Origin of the sequence: Mesorhizobium koreense (assembly GCF_031656215.1) — a bacterium.
Lineage (GTDB): Bacteria > Pseudomonadota > Alphaproteobacteria > Rhizobiales > Rhizobiaceae > Mesorhizobium_L > Mesorhizobium_L koreense.
The window spans coordinates 2,371,338-2,386,362 of the sequence record NZ_CP134228.1 but is presented as its reverse complement, the minus strand read 5'-3'; the positions used below and the strand labels follow the sequence as shown (position 1 = coordinate 2,386,362).

Here is a 15,025-nt window from a genome sequence, read left to right as displayed (position 1 = left end):
TTCAGGCTGAGCCGAAGGTCTCGAAGAGAACGCTTGCCAGCGCGTCGCGCGCATTCATGCCGGACCAGACGACGAACTGAAAGGCCTGGAAATAGCATTCACAGGCTTCAAGCGCGCTGTTCAAGAGCACCTCGACCTGCTGGCTCGTCGGCTCCGCGCCGCCCGAAAGCAGGAGCGACTGGCGGAACATGATCGCGCCTTCCTGCTCCCACAGGTCGAAATGGCCGAACAGCATCTGCTCGTTGATGAGCGACAGGAGCCGCATGACTTCGAGCGTACGCGTCTCGGGCACCTTGATGTCGAACGCGCAGGCTAGATGCAGCGCCTCGAAATCTTCCATCCAGGAAAAGGAGACGTGATAGTCGGTCCATGTACCGGTAACCGATATGGCGATCTCGTCGTCGCCGGTCCGCTCGAAAGACCAGTCATTATTGTGCGCCACCTGCTCGATCACATCGACCGGATGCAGATCGCGCGCAATGTCCAGTTCCACCAATTCCATTCAAAAAATTCCCGTCGATTTGAGGTGAGGCGGAGCCCCTTGATGGCGCCGCACCGGACTGACCGAACACGCAAGCAGATAACGAGGCCGCATACGTCACGCACGGCTCAGACTGACAGGAAGCACCAAACCCCGAATTCCGGCGTGAGGCCCCCGAAACGAATCACGCTGTAAATTCAGTGTATTGATGGAGAGTCGCCGCGCCAGCCCCTTTTTGTGCGATGCGCGATAGGGGTGTGGATAGATATTGAATCAAACTACGCACGCGCCGTTCTAAGGGATTCAGCGCAAAGCGCTTTTCCCCAAGGTGGCGAGAGCCGGAACGGAGAAAGATTATTTTTTCAGATGCGGGGATTCGGGCGGCTTCTTGGCGGATTTCGTCGCCTTTTCGGCCTCGAGAATCGCGAGCCTAGCCTCCAGCGCGTCGACGCGTTCGGCAAGCGTGGCATTCTCCGCGCGCGCTTTCGCGGCCATGTCCCGCATGGCTTCGAATTCTTCGCGCTGGACGATGTCCATCGAGTTGAGCAGGCGTTCGGCCTGTGCCCGGAAAGCCGTTTCGACCTCGCGCCTCACCCCCTGGGCGGCACCTGCCGCGTCGGTCATCAGCCGGGCGAATTCATCGAGAATGCGGTTCGGTCCGTCGCTCATGCTGGCCTCCCTTCAGGATTGGAAAGGAGTTAGTGGGGCAAGAGGGCGAATGCAAGACCGCCGCACCGTTACGCTGCCTTGACCTCGCCATGCGGCTCACGCATGTTCCGCGCGAATTGACCGACCGGCGGGAGTCCGCGACTTGATCCACCTGATGATGCTGCCCGCGCTTCTGCCCTTCCCCGACATCGATCCGGTCATCGTGCGTATCGGGCCGCTTGCCATCCACTGGTACGGCCTCGGCTATGTGGTCGGCATCCTCTTCGCCTGGTGGTATTCGCGCCGGCTCGTTTCGACCGAGCGGCTTTGGGCCAACAATCGCTCGCCCATGAAGCCGGACGACCTCGACGATTTCCTCGTCTGGGCAGCCGTCGGCGTCGTGCTCGGCGGGCGCATCGGCTACATCCTCTTCTACGATTTCGACCGCTATATGCAGCATCCGCTCGACATGATCGCGCTGTGGGAGGGCGGCATGTCGTTCCATGGCGGTCTCCTCGGCACCACGGTGGCGATGGTGCTTTTTTCGCTGCGGCGGCGCATCAATCCCTGGTCGCTGATCGACACGATCGCCGCCACTGCGCCCTTCGGTCTCGGTATTGTCAGGCTCTGCAATTTCATCAATTCTGAGCTATGGGGTCGGCCGACCGACGTGCCGTGGGCGATCGTCTTCCCGAATGGCGGGCCGGAGCCACGCCATCCGAGCCAGCTTTACGAGGCCGCGCTCGAGGGTCTTGTCCTGTTCGTCGTGTTGCGCCTCCTCACTCACCGCCTCCTCAAGCTGAAAGCGCCCGGCTTCGTCGGCGGCGCCTTCATCTGCGGCTACGGGTTGGCGCGCATCTTCGTGGAGTTCTTCCGCGAGCCGGACCCGCAGCTCGGCTATCTCTTCGGTGGCTGGCTGACCATGGGCATGATCCTGTCCACGCCTATGGTGCTGATCGGCCTGTGGGCGATGCTGCAGGCGCGCGAGCCGCGCCCCGATCCCGCCGCGCGAAGCGTGCCCGGTGACGCCGCTCGCTGAGCGCATCGCGAGCCTGGTCGAGGCGTCGGGGCCGATCGGCGTCGCCGACTACATGATGTTGTGCCTCTTCGATCCGGCATACGGCTATTACGCGACGCGCGAACCCTTCGGCGCCCAAGGCGACTTCACCACCGCGCCCGAAATTAGCCAGATGTTCGGTGAACTGACCGGCGTGTGGATATATCAAGCATGGCAAACCGTCGGTGCCCCTTCCTCCGTCACGATCGCGGAAATCGGTCCCGGTCGCGGCACGCTGACGAAGGATATCCTGCGCACGCTCGGCAGGCTCGATCCCGCGCTTACCCGCAGCGCCCATTTCGCTCTCATCGAGACAAGCCCGCGCCTGATCGAAATCCAGAAGCAGACGCTCGGCGGTACGAATGCACGGATCACCTGGCATACGAGCATCGAGACGCTTCCCCCCGCCCCGCTCCTCCTCATCGGCAACGAACTCTTCGACGCCCTGCCGATCCGCCAATATGTGAAGGCCGCTTCCGGCTGGCGCGAACGCGTCGTCGGCCTCGACAAGGACAAAAGGCTTGCCTTCATGGCCGGCCCCGGCGCGCCGGACATGGCCTTGCTGCCGCCGGACGCGGCCGACGCTCTCGAAGGCGCAATCGTCGAACTCGCCCCGGCGCGGACGGCGCTCATGGAAACGATCGCGCAACGGCTCGCCGATCATGGCGGCGCGGCACTTTTCATCGACTATGGCTATGCCGTGCCAGGTATCGGGGACACGCTGCAGGCCGTCCGCCGGCACGAATATGATGAGGTGCTAGCCCATCCCGGCGAGGCTGACCTGACCGCCCATGTCGACTTCGCCGCGCTGACGTCGGTCGCCCACTCGCACGGCTTGACGGCTTCCGTGACCACGCAGGGCGATTTCCTGCTTCGCATGGGTCTGCTCGAACGGGCTGGCGCGCTCGGCGCCAATGGCGGCGAGACCCTCCGGGACAAGCTCAGAGCCGAGGTCGAGCGCCTCGCCGGCCTGGGCGCCACTGGCGGCATGGGCGAACTCTTCAAGGTGCTCGAAGTCACGACACCGTAGTTCGGCCCGGGTCAGGCCCCGAGGTCAGGCCCGAAGTCAGGCGTTGACGAGCTTCTTTTCCACGGCGAACGGGCTGAGGCCCAGCCATTGATGGATGGCGTTCTTCAGCTTTTCGTTGCCGGTAAGATGCATGCGCCCGGCATCGACCTCGCTTCTGATGGTGGTGAGTCCCATCCAGACCGCCGTCATGGTCCTGAGATCGGTCGATATATAGAGATCCACCTCGAAGCCGGGATCCACCTTGCAAAGATCCGTTTCCCCGTTTTCGATCACCAGCCACCAGCTTCGCGTACCCCGTTTAAGTTCCGGATACACAATCTGTATCACCGCGCGCGGCTGCGGCATGGGGGTCGGATCGAGATTGCGGCGCATGTCCCACATCAGGAGCGAGGGGTCGAGATTCTTCAACGAGCTTTGCGCCTCGATCCAGCGCTGCCCCCAGAAGCCGAGATCGAGAACGACCGTTTTCAGATCGTTCCCGGCCGGCGTGAGCCGATATTCGGATGCCTCTTCCGCCGATCTCACGCGCTCTATCACGCCTGCTTCCTCCAATTGTTTCAATCGCTTGGAAAGAAGCGTTGGAGAAATGCGCGGAACGCCGCGCCTCAGATCGTTGAACCTCGTGCTCCCCGCTACAAGTTCGCGCAGGATGAGCGGCGTCCAGCGCGTGCAGAATATTTCGGCAGCCATCGCAACCGGGCAGAACTGCCCGTAGCTCTCCGCCATGTTCATGGCAAATCCTCCCTCGCGACAGGATCGGCGCCGATCCGGACGTGCCGGCCGGTACAGATCGTGCAGTTGCCGGTGCTACCCGACTGCATTCTGATATGCGGCGAAAAGCGGATGCCGCGCAACGTGCCTTTCGACGGGTAGCGCCACGGCAATCCCATGAAGCGTGGGGAAAGAGGAGGAACTATGGCAAACCTAGCAGAAACTATTCGCGCCCGGCCATCCCCTGTCCCGGCCGGCGGCATCGAGACCATCCGGTCTTCGCTGAAAGGTCAGGTCTGCGTCAAGGGAGAGCCTGGCTACGATGAGGCGCGCACGATCTGGAACGCCATGATCGATCGTTCGCCGGGCGTGGTCATCCGGTGTGCCGAAGCAGCCGATGTGATCGGCGCCGTGCGCTTCGCAAATGCGCACGATCTCGATATCGCCGTGCGCGGCGGCGGCCACAACATCGCCGGAAACGCCGTTTGCGAGGGCGGGCTTTTGATCGACCTGACGCCGATGAAAGCAGTACGGGTCGATCCGGCCGCCAGGCGGGCGTGGGTCGACCCCGGCTGCACGCTGGGCGACGTCGACAGGGAAACCCAGGCCTTCGGCCTCGCCGTGCCGACCGGCATCAACTCGACGACCGGTATCGCCGGCCTCACCCTCGGCGGCGGCTTCGGTTGGCTGACGCGCCCCTTCGGCATGACCGTCGACAATCTTGTCGGGGCCGATGTCGTTACGGCGGAAGGCGAAATGGTCCATGCCAGCGAAACGGAAAATCCGGATCTGTTCTGGGCGCTTCGCGGCGGCGGCGGCAATTTCGGCATCGTCACCTCATTCGAATTCAAGCTGCACAAGCTCGGCCCGGAAGTGTTCTCGGGGCTGATCGTGCATCCCTTCGAAGACGCTGCGACACTGTTGAAGCAATATCGCAAGATCGCCGACGAAGCTCCGAACGAACTAACGATCTGGACGGTCATGCGCAAGGCGCCGCCGCTCCCCTTCGTTCCAGCCGAGTGGCATGGCCGCGAAGTGTTCATCTTCGCCGCCTTTTATGCAGGCTCCAACGCCGACGGCGAAAAAGCGACCAAATCGCTCCGCGCGCTCGGCCATCCGATCGTGGATGTGCTCGGCCCGCATCCTTTCATCGGCTGGCAGTCTGCCTTCGATCCGCTGCTCACACCGGGCGCTCGCAACTACTGGAAGACGCATGATTTCGCGACACTTCCAGACGGCGCGATCGACGCGATCACCGGCGCGGTATCGAACCTGCCGGGGCCGGAATGCGAGGTCTTCATGGCGCATGTCGGCGGTGCCATGGCGCATGTGGCAAAGCACAGCACCGCCTATCCCTATCGCGACGCCCATTTCATCATGAATGTGCATACGCGCTGGCGCGAGGCCGCCGATGACGGGAAATATCTTGCCTGGGCGCGCAGCCTCTATAAGGCCACCGAACCCTTCGCCACCGGCAGCGCCTATGTGAACTTCATGCCGGCGGACGACACTGGAAAAATCGGCGAGGTCTACGGCGACAACTACCGACGGCTGGTCGAGGTGAAACGGCGCTGGGACCCGAAGAACCGCTTTCACATCAATCACAATATCAACCCGGCAGGCTGATTGGTTGCCGATTGCGGTCGGGGGCTAACGCCCACGACCGCACCGCTTCGATACCCTCATACGTCTCGTGCAGATACAAGGGGTATCGGGCCGAACAGGACGTGGATAAACCTGCGCCCGTTTGGCTCCCAACCCGTTCATATCGCTGCTTTTCCATATTTTCTTTTCCCGTCTCTCTCCACGCCTACCGCGCTTCCTCCATAATCGCTCGCAGTCCCTCCCATCGGGAACACCGATCATGACGGTGATTGCGTGGGGAAGGATCGGCGCCTCCGCCTTGATGCTGACGTGGCATCATGGCCGGGGAGGTCCTGCCGGGAGGTTCCCCTGGGGGCACTATGACCCCTGCGTGTCGGAAAGAGGCACACAGACCCGAGACAGAAGAGCGCTTCGGGAGCAGCGGAACAGGCGGGAACAGAAATCGCCGGACGGACGGCCGCAAGGTCGCATATAATTTGCTAGATGAGCGAGCCTGCGGCCGCCCGTCTTTCCCGAAGGATCAATGGCCAGATCGGAAACGAGGCGTGGCAGCGAGAAAGCATGTGCGATCGCAGATACGGATAATCCTGCGCCCCTGCGCACCCCCCTCTGTCCTGCCGGACATCTCCCCCTCAAGGGGGGAGATCGGCTGTCATCGCGGCCTTCGCCAATCTCTAAAGCTGCAGGAAGGGTGCAGGCGGTGCGGCCGGCTCAATCTCCCCCCTTGAGGGGGAGATGTCCGGCAGGACAGAGGGGGGTGCGAAGGGGCGGAGGATGGGGAGTATTTTTACAAACGATAAACTTCAAACGGAGAGGCATACCCCAAAGCCCGACCGGGCGTCGCGCCTAATGGCGCGCCCCCGCGGAGCCCAGCCGCGCAAGTGGCGGATACGGGTACGAGCGAAAACAAACCCCCGCATTGACTTCGCCTCCCCGCTTCGCAATCATCCGCGCCCGACGCACAAATCATCAGCAGCATGAGGGCATAGCCGCGAATGCTTGACCACACCGGGCCGGAGCCACTGCGCTCGGCGAGGCTGGACGCCGCGCGGCGATCCGGCATCCGCCATGGCTTTTTCACCCGCAAAGGCGGCGTTTCCGACGGCCTCTATGCCGGCCTGAATGTAGGCATGGGCTCCGGCGACGAACGCGCCTCGGTAACGGAGAATCGCGCGCGCGTAGCGCGCTGGATGGGCGTTCCGACCGCTTCGCTGGTCTCCGTCCACCAGATCCATTCGGCGGATGTCATTGTCGTCACCGAACCATGGGGAGCCGAGAGGCCGAAAGCCGACGCCATGGTGACCGCGACGCCGGGTCGCGCCATCGGCGTTCTGGCGGCGGATTGCGGGCCCGTCCTTTTCGCCGATGCCGAAGCCCGCGTGATCGGTGCGGCGCATGCCGGATGGAAGGGTGCGCTGACCGGCGTGCTCGAATCGACCGTCGCCGCCATGGAAACGCTGGGAGCGAAGCGCGGGAACATCGTCGCGGAACTCGGCCCCTCGATCAGCAGGCGCAATTATGAAGTCGGCCCGGAATTCGTCGCCCGTTTCGTGGAGGCGTCGCCCGATAACGACCGCTACTTCATGCCCTCGCCCAAGCCAGGCCACGCATGGTTCGATCTCAACCGCTATACGGTGGACCGGCTGAATGCCGCTGGAGTAAAGGCGGATTTCCTCGACCGCTGCACCTATGCGGAAGAAGAGAATTTCTATTCCTACCGCCGTGCCACCCACCGGGGCGAACCCGATTACGGGCGGCAGATTTCGGCGATCGTCCTGGAAGAGAGGTAGATAAAATGGCGCTTCATTTCGACCGCGCGGAGTTCGACGCAAGGCGCGACCGTCTGATGATCGACATGGCGGAGAAGAAGCTGGATGCCATCCTGCTCTTTGCCCAGGAGAGCATGTACTGGCTGACCGGCTACGACACGTTCGGCTTCTGCTTCTTCCAGTGTCTGATCGTCCAGGCGGACGGTTCGATGACGCTTCTGACCCGCTCGGCGGATCTGCGCCAGGCGCGCCACACCTCCATCATCGAGAACATCGTCGTGTGGACCGACCGCGTCGACGCCAACCCGGCAGTGGAACTGCGTAACCTCCTGAACGACCTCGACCTGCTCGGCGGACGCATCGGCGTCGAATACGATACGCACGGGCTGACTGCCTATAACGGGAAGCGTGTGGACGAACAGCTCCAGACCTTCGGCCAGATCATCGACGCGTCCGGCATCATCGGGCATCTGAGGCTGTTCAAGAGCCCCGCCGAAATCGCCAAGGCGGAGAAGGCGGCGGCGCTCGCAGACGACGCGCTCGACGCGGCGCTCCCGCTCATCAAGCAGGGCGGCGACGAGGCGGCCATCCTCGCCGCCATGCAAGGGACCATTTTCGCCGGCGGCGGCGATTACCCGGCCAACGAGTTCATCATCGGTTCCGGAGCAGACGCGCTTTTGTGCCGTTACAAGGCCGGCCGCCGCAAGCTCAACAAGAACGACCAGCTCACGCTGGAATGGGCGGGTGTCTTCCATCATTACCACGCGGCGATGATGCGCACGATCCTCATCGGCAAGGTTTCGAAACGCCATCAGGAACTGTTCGACGCCGCGCGTGAAACCTTGCTTGCCGTCGAGAAGGCGATGACGCCCGGCAATACTTTCGGTGACGTCTTCGACGCCCATGCGCGCGTGATGGAGGCGCACGGCCTCACCAAGCACCGGCTGAACGCCTGCGGCTATTCGCTCGGCGCCCGCTTCACCCCGTCCTGGATGGACATGCCGATGTTCTATGCCGGCAATCCCGAGCCGATCGCGCCCGACATGACGCTTTTCGCCCACATGATCATCATGGATTCCGAAACCGAAACCGCCATGACGCTCGGCCGCACCTATCTCACCACCGAGGACGCTCCGAAACCGCTCTCGCGCCACGGTCTCGACCTGATCGTACGTTGAATGAACGGCGTCAAACGGCTAAGCGAACAGACGAAGCCCGGTGCGGAGGGTCAGGATTACGTGAGACGCTTGTTCCCTGTAATCGCCGGGCTGATTGCGGCGGCGGCCCTTGCCGGTTGCAATACCGCTTCCACCCTCGGTACCGCCGCGCCTCCCACGGCCGAAAGCCCGGCCGGCTCCACGACGACGCCGGGCACCACGCCTTCCGGCCAGACCACAGCGGCAACCCCGCCGGTTGGTGACCTTTCCAGCCAGCGCGTGCAGTTCGCGCCCATCGTCGGAACGACGGCCGAATCGGTCGCCCCGCTTTCGAAGGAGTTGTCGGCACGGGCGAAAGCGCGCGGCCTGACCATCGTTCCCACCAGCGATCCTTCCACGACGCTCTTGATGAAAGGCTATTTCTCGGCCCTGACCGACAACAGCCAGACGACGGTGATCTATGTCTGGGACGTTCTCGATCCGGCCGGCAACCGGCTGCACCGCATCGAGGGCCAGCAGAAAGCGCCCACCGCGAAGGGCGAGGGCTTTGCGGCCGTTACCGACCAGACGATGAAAGCGATCGCGGACCAAACGATCGACCAGCTCGTCACCTGGCTTTCGGCCAAGAAGACATGAGCCGACCGCGTTTTCCCACGGCAATCATGGCACAGAGCGAGGATTTGCCGCTACGCGCTTGCAATACCGGCATGGGGCGCTAAAAAGCGCTCCTATCGGCTCTCCCCCAGGGACAATCCATGAAACTTTTTGCGGGAAACTCCAATCGGGTGTTGGCCGAGGCCGTCGCCCGCTACCTCAACATATCCCTGGGCAAGGCAAGCGTCCGGCGTTTCGCGGACCAGGAGATATTCGTCGAAATCCAGGAGAACGTGCGCGGCGAAGATGTCTTCGTCCTGCAGTCGACCTCCTACCCGGCTAACGACCATCTGATGGAAATGCTCATCATGATGGATGCCTTCCGCCGCTCCTCGGCCCGGCGCATCACGGCGGTGATCCCCTATTTCGGCTATGCCAGGCAGGATCGCCGCGCTTCGGGCCGCACGCCGATCTCTGCGAAGCTGGTCGCCAACCTGATCACCCAGGCCGGCGCCGACCGAGTGCTGACGCTCGACCTCCATGCCGGGCAGATCCAGGGTTTCTTCGACATCCCGACCGACAACCTCTTCGCCGTGCCCGTGATGGCGCGTGACGTCAAGGCGAAATACAGGCTCCCGAACGTCATGGTCGTCTCGCCGGACGTCGGCGGCGTGGTGCGCGCCCGCGCGCTCGCCAAGCGCATCGACGCCCAGCTTGCCATCGTGGACAAGAGGCGGGAGCGGCCGGGCGAATCGGAGGTGATGAACATCATCGGCGACGTGCGCGGCAAGGATTGCCTCCTGATCGACGACATCGTCGATTCCGGCGGCACGCTGTGCAACGCCGGCGACGCGCTGCTTGCCAACGGCGCCACCAGCGTGACCGCCTACATCACCCATGGCGTGCTCTCCGGTGGCGCAGTGGCGCGCATAACCGGCTCCAAGCTGAAGGAACTGGTCATCACCGATTCCATCCAGCCGACATCGTCGGTGGAGGCGGCACGCAACATCCGCGTCATCTCGATCGCCGACCTGATCGGCGAAGCAATTTCGCGCACCGCGAGCGAAGAATCCGTTTCGAGCCTCTTCGACTGAGGCACGATACCTGCAAGCTGTCGATCCGCTTGCGCCGGCCCCCAGCATTCGGTATAGACGCGCGTCCGCGTAGACACCCTTGGAGGCACCGCGGATGAAGGCGGCCTGGCCGTGTGATCCCCGATTTCGTTCGGCAAAGATCACGCTCCCTTCGGGGCGGGTGCTTTCGACGTTTTCGGCCGATGCCGCAAGGCGGGCCGGAGACGCTCCAAAAACGCGAAAGGAAAAGCCATGAGCCACGACACTTACGAGCTCAAGGCCGAAGCGCGCGAACGGGTCGGTAAGGGGTCCGCCCGTGAAGTTCGGCGCAACGGCAAGATACCCGCCGTCATTTACGGCGACAAGAAGCCTCCCCTGGCGATCGCGCTGTCCTACAAGGACGTCTATTACAAGATCCATGGCGGCGGCTTCATGACCACCATCGCCACGATCGACGTCGGCGGCGACAAGATCCAGGTCCTCCCCAAGGACTACCAGCTCGATCCGGTCCGCGACTTCCCGATGCATGTGGACTTCCTGCGCGTCGGCAAGGACACGATCGTGACCGTGTTCGTTCCGGTGCATTTCATCAACGAGGAAAAGTCGCCGGGCATCAAGCGCGGCGGCGTGCTCAACGTCGTACGCCACGAGGTGGAGTTCCACTGCCCCGCCACCGCGATCCCGGATGCCATCACGCTCGATCTCGACGGCACCGATATCGGCGACTCGCTCCACATCTCTGCCGTGAAGCTGCCGGAAGGCGTTACCCCGGTGATCGCCGATCGCGATTTCACCATCGCCACCGTCGCCGGCTCCTCTGCAATGAAGCCGGAGCCTGTCGAGGAAGGCGTCGAGGCGGCTGAGGAAGCGGCTGAAGAAGAAGAAAAGGGCGAGGAGGAGTAACCTCTACGCCGAGGAGGATGCGTCGATGCTGCTTTTGGCAGGCCTCGGCAATCCGGGCCCGAAACATGCCGGCAACCGGCACAATATCGGCTTCATGGCGGCGGACGCGATTGCCCGCCGCCATTCCTTTTCGCCCTGGTCGAAGAAGTTCCAGGGCCTCCTCGCCGAAGGTACACTGGCCGGCGAGAAGACGCTTCTCTTGAAGCCGCAGACCTTCATGAACCTTTCCGGCCAGTCGGTCGGCGAGGCCATGCGCTTCTATAAGCTCGACCCGTCGAGCCTGATCGTCTTCTACGACGAACTCGACCTCGCGCCCGGAAAAGTGCGCGTGAAGACCGGCGGCGGCGCGGGCGGGCATAACGGCATCCGCTCGATCGATCAGCATGTCGGCAAGGAATACCGCCGCGTCCGCATCGGCATCGGCCATCCCGGCGCCAAGCCGATGGTGCATGGCCATGTGCTTGGCGACTTCGCCAAGGCCGATGACGAATGGCTGGAGCCGCTGCTCTCATCCATCGCCGATAACGCGCCGCTTCTGGTGAAGGACGACGGATCGAGCTTCATGAACCGCGTTACGCTCGACCTGCGCGAGAAACTCCAGCCGACCGGTGACCACGACCGCCCTCCCCCGAAAGCACCGAAGCCCGCAAAGGCGCAAAGCCACATCCGCCAAGCCCGGCCGCAAAAGCCTGCGGTGAACGTGCCGGAAACCGGCCCGATGGCCGCTATGCTGAAGAAGCTGTTCGGGAAGGATTGATGTCCCTGCCGGGTCGGAGCTCGAACACCCAAGGACTTGACGATCGTCGATCCCTTCGCCCATAGCCCTGAGCAAATTCTGGCTTCCCCATAGGATAACGAACAGATGGGTTTCAAATGCGGTATCGTCGGCCTGCCCAATGTCGGCAAGTCGACGCTCTTCAACGCGCTGACGCGCACGGCTGCGGCACAGGCGGCCAATTATCCCTTCTGCACCATCGAGCCGAATACGGGTGAGGTCGCGGTGCCCGACGAGCGGCTGCAAAAGCTCGCCGGGATCGCCAAATCGAAGGAGATCATCCCGACCCGCATTTCCTTCGTCGATATCGCCGGTCTGGTGCGCGGCGCCTCGAAGGGCGAAGGGCTCGGCAATCAGTTCCTCGCCAATATCCGCGAAGTAGACGCCATCGTCCATGTGCTGCGCTGCTTCGAGGACGATGATATCACCCATGTCGAGGGCCGTATCGACCCCGTAGCCGATGCCGATACCGTCGAGACCGAACTCATGCTTGCCGACCTCGATAGCCTCGATCGGCGCATCCAGCAGGTCAGGAAACGCGCCACCGGCAAGGACAAGGAAGCGCTCACGGTCCTGCCCGTCATGGAGAAGGCGCTGGCGCTGCTCCAAGACGGCAAGCCCGTCCGGCTCATGCTTCAGGGTATCGCAGCTGAGGACCTGCATATCCTGCGCGGGCTGAGCCTTCTGACGTCGAAGCCCGTTCTCTACGTCTGCAACGTCGCCGAGGCGGATGCTGCAGCCGGCAACGCGCACACGAAAGCTGTCGAGACTATGGCTGGCGAACAGGGCGCGCGAACCGTGACCATCTCGGCCGCCATCGAGGCGGAAGTCGCACAACTGCCGGACGAGGAGCAAAAGGAATTCCTCGAGTCGATGGGACTGGAGGAGCCCGGCCTGGACCGGCTGATCCGTGCCGGTTACGAGTTGCTGGAGCTGATTACCTTCTTCACGGCCGGGCCGAAGGAAACCCGCGCCTGGACCGTCCACAAGGGCGCGAAGGCACCGCAGGCGGCGGGTGTCATTCATACCGATTTCGAGCGCGGTTTCATCCGGGCGCAGACCATCGCCTACGCGGATTACGTGGCCCTTGGCGGCGAGGTGGCGGCGAAGGAGGCCGGCAAGGCCCGCGACGAGGGCAAGGAATACGTCGTTCAGGATGGCGACGTGATGTTGTTCAAGTTCAACGTCTGATCTTCTTCCCGCCGCCAACGATTTTTGGTCGACCGGCCGGGAGCGTCCCCGTCACATTCATCACGTGATGTAGAACATTGCTTTCGCCAAAAAGACGATGAGCACTACATGGCAGAAGACGCTCAAATGAATGAGCTTGAAATGCCGTGACTTGAGCTTGCCTCGGGCGCCGAGTGTGACGGCCGTTATGAAATGGGCCAGCACGCTCACCGCCAGAACGATCTTGATCCACAAAAGCGTCGCGAAGCTGCTGTCGAGAGGATGCGCGAGGGTATCGCGATACTGCCACGCCATGCTGATGCCGGCAGCGTAGAGAACCAGTATCACGAACGGCATCAGGCGACGGGCACGCCGCCCTATGGCGGTTTCGACCGACCGCATCACCTCTCGCCCGACTGGTTTGCGGATGCCTTCGAGGATCAGCACCTCGAAAAAGACCGTGCCGACAAACATGATGGCAGCGAACAGATGCAGCGTGACGAGTGTGAAGTAGCCCATGGCGCGTAATTCCCGCGACCATGACTATGCCCGCCCGCAGCACCGCGCAACGTACGTTTCCGCGACACAAAGTCCTGTATGGCTTTTGGGCATCCCAGGGAACGAATTGGCGATTGGCCGTAACTCGGCCAATCGCCAATCCGTGACTACGATCGGGCCTTGTCCTTCATCGGGCAAGTCGATTTGCCCATCAGCTTGTAGAATGGGCAAATCCCGAATACGCCGCTCATCAGCGGCACGACACCGATCAAGCCGAACCAGCGCAGCGGCGCATTAGGCGCCAGAAAGATCAACCCTATAAGGAAAAGGCCCGACAGGGTGCGCACGGCGCGATCGCTGAGGCCGACATTTTGCTCAAACATTTCGATTCTCCGGAATATGCACTTCGGCGCCTGCTAGACACATATTTTTCATTGCCAGGCGAACCGCCGATATGGGATCGAACCGATCGGTTCGCAATATTACTCTCAAACATTTTCTGGAGAAAGACCGTTCACCGGCAAAATTTCGTGAGTGGCGATATCCCCTTCCGAAGCTTGCCGGCTTCCCTCGCAGACGGCAAGTTACCTCTTTCGGATGAATGGATTCGGCGATGACAGACAAGAAATGGGCGTATGAGAATCTCGAAATCGGCCTGGTTCTCGATCTCGGATCGAAGACCGTTACAGCCGAAGAGATCGTGGAGTTCGCGCAGGAATTCGATCCGCAACCCATGCATCTCGACGAAGCAGCGGGGAAGGCGGGTATCCTCGGCGGCCTGTCGGCATCGGGCTGGCACACCTGTTCGATCTATATGCGCATGGTCTGCGAAGCCTTCATCCTGCAATCGACTTCCGAGGGCTCGCCCGGCATTGACTATGTGCGCTGGAAGAAGCCTGTTCGCCCCGGCGACGTACTGACGGGCCGTGCAACCATCACAACGAAGAGACGCTCGAAATCGCGGCCCGACATTGGCTTCGCCAACTGCCGGGGCGAACTCGAAAACCAGCGCGGCGAGATCGTACTGGAGTTGGAAAACACCGGCATGTTCCGGCTGCGTAATCCGGAGGCGACGGCATGACACTCGACAAGCACCTCGGCGTCGGCCGGACCATAACGCTCGGCACGCACCGTTTCGGAGCCGAGGAGATCAAGGCCTTCGCCCGAAAATTCGACCCTCAACCTTTCCACATGGACGAGAAGAGCGCCGAGAAAAGCGTCTTCGGACGGCTGTGCGCGTCGGGCTGGCACACGGCATCGACATGGATGCGCTACAACGTCCTGGCGCGCGACAATGCCGGCGAGCACGCCGCGGACGGCTCCCACCCTGAACCCGAATTCGGTCCCTCCCCCGGGTTCAGGAACCTGAAATGGCTGAAACCCGTCTACGCGGGTGAGACGATCACCTTCAAACGGACCGTTCTCGGGCACCGCCCGCTGGCTTCCAGACCTGGCTGGCGGCTGATGACCGTTCGCGCCGAGGCTTTCGATTCAACCGGCGACAAGGTCATCGAGTTCGAGAGCGCGGTTCTGGTGAAAGCGGAATAGCTGCCG

General features: G+C 62.5%; 17 protein-coding genes. 12 read left to right on the top strand and 5 right to left on the bottom strand.

What is annotated here, in order from left to right:
• Position 1: 1 nt before the first annotated feature.
• On the bottom strand, positions 2 to 502 hold the full coding sequence (locus RBH77_RS11305; RefSeq protein WP_311032268.1) for a type III secretion system chaperone family protein: 501 nt from the start codon (positions 500 to 502) through the stop codon (positions 2 to 4).
• 333 nt (positions 503 to 835) lie between these two features.
• Positions 836 to 1,150 (bottom strand): accessory factor UbiK family protein, encoded by a 315-nt coding sequence (locus RBH77_RS11300; protein WP_311032267.1) that lies wholly within the window; start codon positions 1,148 to 1,150, stop codon positions 836 to 838.
• 157 nt (positions 1,151 to 1,307) lie between these two features.
• Here RBH77_RS11300 and lgt point away from each other — a divergent pair, with 157 nt between their 5' ends.
• Positions 1,308 to 2,168, top strand: a complete 861-nt coding sequence (gene lgt / locus RBH77_RS11295) for a prolipoprotein diacylglyceryl transferase (protein ID WP_311032509.1) — start codon at positions 1,308 to 1,310, stop codon at positions 2,166 to 2,168.
• Entirely contained in the window at positions 2,152 to 3,216 is a 1,065-nt protein-coding gene (locus RBH77_RS11290; RefSeq protein ID WP_311032266.1) for a class I SAM-dependent methyltransferase, read from the top strand. The genes lgt and RBH77_RS11290 overlap by 17 nt, the downstream gene beginning before the upstream one ends.
• A 36-nt stretch (positions 3,217 to 3,252) precedes the next feature.
• Here RBH77_RS11290 and RBH77_RS11285 read toward each other — a convergent pair whose 3' ends face one another.
• Entirely contained in the window at positions 3,253 to 3,948 is a 696-nt protein-coding gene (locus tag RBH77_RS11285; RefSeq protein ID WP_371832860.1) for a winged helix-turn-helix transcriptional regulator, read from the bottom strand.
• 183 nt (positions 3,949 to 4,131) lie between these two features.
• Here RBH77_RS11285 and RBH77_RS11280 point away from each other — a divergent pair, with 183 nt between their 5' ends.
• From RBH77_RS11280 to ychF, 8 genes are all read left to right on the top strand, one after another.
• Positions 4,132 to 5,553 (top strand): FAD-binding oxidoreductase, encoded by a 1,422-nt coding sequence (locus tag RBH77_RS11280; RefSeq protein WP_311032265.1) that lies wholly within the window; start codon positions 4,132 to 4,134, stop codon positions 5,551 to 5,553.
• A 974-nt stretch (positions 5,554 to 6,527) separates the two neighbouring features.
• Positions 6,528 to 7,322 carry a peptidoglycan editing factor PgeF gene (gene pgeF, locus RBH77_RS11275; RefSeq protein WP_311032264.1) on the top strand — a complete coding sequence of 265 codons (795 nt, stop codon included), beginning with the start codon at positions 6,528 to 6,530 and terminating at the stop codon, positions 7,320 to 7,322.
• A gap of 5 nt (positions 7,323 to 7,327) precedes the next feature.
• Complete coding sequence (locus RBH77_RS11270) at positions 7,328 to 8,479, top strand: M24 family metallopeptidase (RefSeq protein ID WP_311032263.1); 1,152 nt, start codon at positions 7,328 to 7,330, stop codon at positions 8,477 to 8,479.
• 60 nt (positions 8,480 to 8,539) lie between these two features.
• Complete coding sequence (locus RBH77_RS11265) at positions 8,540 to 9,094, top strand: hypothetical protein (protein ID WP_371832859.1); 555 nt, start codon at positions 8,540 to 8,542, stop codon at positions 9,092 to 9,094.
• Positions 9,095 to 9,213: 119 nt separating this feature from the next.
• The gene (locus RBH77_RS11260) at positions 9,214 to 10,146 is read left to right on the top strand and encodes a ribose-phosphate pyrophosphokinase (RefSeq protein WP_311032261.1); all 933 of its coding nucleotides are present in this window, start codon (positions 9,214 to 9,216) and stop codon (positions 10,144 to 10,146) included.
• A 231-nt stretch (positions 10,147 to 10,377) separates the two neighbouring features.
• The gene (locus RBH77_RS11255) at positions 10,378 to 11,028 is read left to right on the top strand and encodes a 50S ribosomal protein L25/general stress protein Ctc (protein ID WP_311032260.1); all 651 of its coding nucleotides are present in this window, start codon (positions 10,378 to 10,380) and stop codon (positions 11,026 to 11,028) included.
• 25 nt (positions 11,029 to 11,053) lie between these two features.
• Complete coding sequence (gene pth, locus RBH77_RS11250; RefSeq protein ID WP_311032259.1) at positions 11,054 to 11,785, top strand: aminoacyl-tRNA hydrolase; 732 nt, start codon at positions 11,054 to 11,056, stop codon at positions 11,783 to 11,785.
• 105 nt (positions 11,786 to 11,890) lie between these two features.
• On the top strand, positions 11,891 to 12,994 hold the full coding sequence (gene ychF / locus RBH77_RS11245) for a redox-regulated ATPase YchF (RefSeq protein WP_311032258.1): 1,104 nt from the start codon (positions 11,891 to 11,893) through the stop codon (positions 12,992 to 12,994).
• A gap of 60 nt (positions 12,995 to 13,054) precedes the next feature.
• Here the strand turns inward: ychF and RBH77_RS11240 are convergent, their stop codons facing one another.
• Together RBH77_RS11240 and RBH77_RS11235 are read right to left on the bottom strand one after the other, a co-directional pair.
• Positions 13,055 to 13,492, bottom strand: a complete 438-nt coding sequence (locus RBH77_RS11240; protein WP_311032257.1) for a CopD family copper resistance protein — start codon at positions 13,490 to 13,492, stop codon at positions 13,055 to 13,057.
• A 146-nt stretch (positions 13,493 to 13,638) separates the two neighbouring features.
• Positions 13,639 to 13,854 (bottom strand): YgaP family membrane protein, encoded by a 216-nt coding sequence (locus RBH77_RS11235; RefSeq protein WP_311032256.1) that lies wholly within the window; start codon positions 13,852 to 13,854, stop codon positions 13,639 to 13,641.
• A 230-nt stretch (positions 13,855 to 14,084) separates the two neighbouring features.
• Here RBH77_RS11235 and RBH77_RS11230 point away from each other — a divergent pair, with 230 nt between their 5' ends.
• Both RBH77_RS11230 and RBH77_RS11225 read left to right on the top strand, forming a co-directional pair.
• Positions 14,085 to 14,552 carry a MaoC family dehydratase gene (locus tag RBH77_RS11230; RefSeq protein WP_311032255.1) on the top strand — a complete coding sequence of 156 codons (468 nt, stop codon included), beginning with the start codon at positions 14,085 to 14,087 and terminating at the stop codon, positions 14,550 to 14,552.
• Entirely contained in the window at positions 14,549 to 15,019 is a 471-nt protein-coding gene (locus RBH77_RS11225; RefSeq protein ID WP_311032254.1) for a MaoC family dehydratase, read from the top strand. The genes RBH77_RS11230 and RBH77_RS11225 overlap by 4 nt, the downstream gene beginning before the upstream one ends.
• The last annotated feature ends 6 nt before the right edge of the window (positions 15,020 to 15,025 follow it).

Excerpts from the sequence above, each read along its gene's own strand:
- RBH77_RS11305 (WP_311032268.1), bottom strand. The coding sequence starts at position 502 with ATGGAATTGGTGGAACTGGACATTGCGCGCGATCTGCATCCGGTCGAT.
- RBH77_RS11300 (WP_311032267.1), bottom strand. The coding sequence starts at position 1,150 with ATGAGCGACGGACCGAACCGCATTCTCGATGAATTCGCCCGGCTGATG.
- lgt (WP_311032509.1), top strand. The coding sequence starts at position 1,308 with ATGCTGCCCGCGCTTCTGCCCTTCCCCGACATCGATCCGGTCATCGTG.
- RBH77_RS11285 (WP_371832860.1), bottom strand. The coding sequence starts at position 3,948 with ATGAACATGGCGGAGAGCTACGGGCAGTTCTGCCCGGTTGCGATGGCT.
- RBH77_RS11280 (WP_311032265.1), top strand. The coding sequence starts at position 4,132 with ATGGCAAACCTAGCAGAAACTATTCGCGCCCGGCCATCCCCTGTCCCG.
- pgeF (WP_311032264.1), top strand. The coding sequence starts at position 6,528 with ATGCTTGACCACACCGGGCCGGAGCCACTGCGCTCGGCGAGGCTGGAC.
- RBH77_RS11270 (WP_311032263.1), top strand. The coding sequence starts at position 7,328 with ATGGCGCTTCATTTCGACCGCGCGGAGTTCGACGCAAGGCGCGACCGT.
- RBH77_RS11260 (WP_311032261.1), top strand. The coding sequence starts at position 9,214 with ATGAAACTTTTTGCGGGAAACTCCAATCGGGTGTTGGCCGAGGCCGTC.
- RBH77_RS11255 (WP_311032260.1), top strand. The coding sequence starts at position 10,378 with ATGAGCCACGACACTTACGAGCTCAAGGCCGAAGCGCGCGAACGGGTC.
- pth (WP_311032259.1), top strand. The coding sequence starts at position 11,054 with ATGCTGCTTTTGGCAGGCCTCGGCAATCCGGGCCCGAAACATGCCGGC.
- ychF (WP_311032258.1), top strand. The coding sequence starts at position 11,891 with ATGGGTTTCAAATGCGGTATCGTCGGCCTGCCCAATGTCGGCAAGTCG.
- RBH77_RS11240 (WP_311032257.1), bottom strand. The coding sequence starts at position 13,492 with ATGGGCTACTTCACACTCGTCACGCTGCATCTGTTCGCTGCCATCATG.
- RBH77_RS11235 (WP_311032256.1), bottom strand. The coding sequence starts at position 13,854 with ATGTTTGAGCAAAATGTCGGCCTCAGCGATCGCGCCGTGCGCACCCTG.
- RBH77_RS11230 (WP_311032255.1), top strand. The coding sequence starts at position 14,085 with ATGACAGACAAGAAATGGGCGTATGAGAATCTCGAAATCGGCCTGGTT.
- RBH77_RS11225 (WP_311032254.1), top strand. The coding sequence starts at position 14,549 with ATGACACTCGACAAGCACCTCGGCGTCGGCCGGACCATAACGCTCGGC.